Source organism: Mesohalobacter halotolerans, from assembly GCF_006120725.1.
GTDB classification, from domain to species: Bacteria; Bacteroidota; Bacteroidia; order Flavobacteriales; family Flavobacteriaceae; genus Psychroflexus; species Psychroflexus halotolerans.
Genome location: NZ_SWMU01000008.1, coordinates 1 through 2,955 on the forward strand (window position 1 = coordinate 1; position 2,955 = coordinate 2,955).

The window sequence follows — 2,955 nt, forward strand, 5'->3', positions numbered from 1 at the left end:
CTTCATCTATACACACAATCGCACCATCAAATCCGCTGATGTCTACATTGGGTAAGGGGTTGACGATCACATCAAAACTGACAAAACTACTCGACTCACACAAGGTCTGGGTATTCACGACCTCGGCAATGATTGTCTGTGGGGCTTGACTGGTTTGATAATTGGTAGGATCTTCTATCGGGGTGGCGTTATTAAAATTCATCATCCCTTCATAGTACACCACCATCGTATTGGCCGGTGATCCCGGATTGACCTGGTCGTCTTGCTGGGTCAGGTCTACACTGCCTACCTCTGGTGAGTCTACAGCTTCTGCACATAAGACAATATCATCCGGATTAGTCTCGGCTATCTCTGGTCGGGGCTGTATTTCTAATTCAACCTGACCAATCGCTCCGGTATTATAACAGCCTGTAGCTAGATTGGTCACACGGATATATAAAACTTCTCCATCTGTGCCTTGATAACCCGGTGATATCCCGTTTATCCCATCTTCGGCCTCTTGCTCACTCTGATGGTAGGTCACCGTAAAATCATTCAGGTCTTGTGCTGGCGTCGTATTTGGGTCTAAAAGCGGGATCAGTACATCACTGCTGCCATCGGTTAAATCCCAAAGGTTGTCTGTAATGTCCTGGGTCGAGAAGATCGTCGCTACTCCGGGGTTAGTATCCGTATCTTCACATAAGGTATACCCAAACGGGGTGCCATTTGGATTGAGCTCCGGAGCCGGGTGCACCTCTAGTTCAAAAGGTACTATCACAAAACAGAAGTTCCCTGCTACAGCATTGTCGACTCGGGCATAGATGATCTGGATGTTCGTCGGGTTGCCACTCGCATCAGTCTCATTTAAACTCGGATCATTTACATAAGCGTTTGGTGTGGTAATCTCATCATTGGCATCCTGGGTTTGTGCTCCGCTTTGGGTCGTATAGTAACTGATCGTGACATTCTCTGATCCAGCAATCAAATTACCGCTTTGGGTTAAATTGAATGGATTATTAGCCACGCCGTCATTGTCATCATCACAGCCCTCTAATCTGAGCACATCCGCATCGGTCTCACTTGGACTCGGCAATGGCAATACGCTGATGGTCATGACCACCGTATCGGCACATTGCTCTTGTGTTCCGGTATCGACCACTTGTACGTAGATGTTCTGCGGCTGACTGGTGTTGGTATAAGCCGTCGGGTCGGCTATAGGATTGTCGTTGTCCAAATCGGCTTGACTTTCATAATAGGTGAATTGAAAGTTGGACGGCACCACCGTCTGCCCCACCATCTCGGGCTCTTTTTGCGTCAAGTCAAAACTGGTCTGTGGAAAGGGATTTTGATTATCGTCATCATCACACACCTCTAATGGACTTGGCGTAATAATCTCCGGTAGGGGCTCTACCGTTAAAGTAAAACTATTATTGGTATCATCTGCAAAGTCAAACAAGTCTACACAGCCGCTTTCTGTATTTTCGATTCTGACATATATGGTCTGTGGATTGGTGATGTTCGTATAGTTGCTCGGTACGGCTATGGCATTAGTGCCATCCTCGGCATCTTGTTGGGTCTCGTGATAGGTGATTTCTATGTCTGTGGGATCTTGGTTGCCTAATGCCTCCGGGGTGTTTTGGGTTAAATCAAAACTGGCAAAGCCATTGGGCGTCTCATCATCACAGCGCGTTAAGTCTTCTAAGTTCTCTATCTCTGGACTTGGAATGACGATTAAATCTAATGGCCTGGTGTCAAAACATCCGGTTCCATCATCGCCGTTGGGACCGGTATTCTCAGCCCTCACATAAAGGGTTTGTTGGTTCGGGTTGTTCGTGCCAAAGGGCTGTGTGGTGTCTATCGGGTTGAGTCCTAAATCGGCATCGGCCTGGGTCAGGTGGAAAGTGATGGTCACCTCGGGCTCATTGTTCAGTATGTCAACAATGGCCGCCTCAAGGTCAAACTCTCCAAAACCGTCGTTGTCCGGATCACACACCTCTAGTGGTTCTAAGGTTGGGGCTAAACTTGGAATGGGATCCACCACTAAGGTTAAACTGGTAAAGGATTCACAGCCCGTGGTCTGGCTGGTGACCTTTACCTCTATCGTCTGAGGGTTGCTCGTATTGACGTAGCTGTCTATTGGCGCTATCGGATTATCGTTGGTCAGATCGGCCGGGGTCTCAAAAAACTCAACGTTGAGCTCATTATTACCCTGGGTGATCTCATCAATCTTATCGTTCAGATCAAAGGTGGCAATCTCATCGCTTAAGTCTCCGCCGGTCTCATCATCACAGACCGCTAGGGGCTCCGGATCTACAATATCCGGTAAGGGCAAGACCTCTATATCAATCGGCTCTATGTTGAAACAGCCCTGGCTGTTGCTGGTATCGGTGACCCGCACCCAAATCGTCTGCGGATTACTCATGTTTTGATAGTTATCGGGCTGGCCGATTGCATTCTGGTCGTCTTCGGCATCGGTCTGGTTCAGGTGGTAGCTAATGTCTAGGTCCGTTGGGTCTAAACTGCCTAAGACTTCTGGCTCAACTTGGGTTAAATCGAAAAATAAAAATCCGTCGGTATTGTCATCACACACGGCTATCGGCTCGGCTATCGGGGTCAGCAGCGGACTGTCGACCACCTCAAGTGTAAAACTGCTTACCTGTGTGCAGCCATTGTTAGTATCTTCGGTTCTAAAGTAAATCGTCTGGGTGGTCTCTACCACGTTGGCATAAGGCGAACTCAATGCGCCAACATTATTATCGGCATCTGATTGGGTCAAGTGGTAGGTCACCTGCACGTCAGGATTGCCTAAGCTGATAACATCGTCTTGACTGCTCAGGTCAAAATTATTGAAAAACCCGTCGTTGTCATCGTCGCATTCGACCAAATCCGGTGGGTCTAAGTTGACTGGGGCTGAGTCTGTCACTGACAGCTCAAAGCTGGCTACCTCAAAGCAACTTGTATCGCCTTGGTTTTCTA

The 2,955-nt window shown here is 48.1% G+C and carries 1 pseudogene; it reads right to left on the reverse strand.

What is annotated here, in order from left to right:
* Positions 1-2,955 (reverse strand): annotated as a pseudogene (locus FCN74_RS12110) (hypothetical protein); the annotation flags it as partial.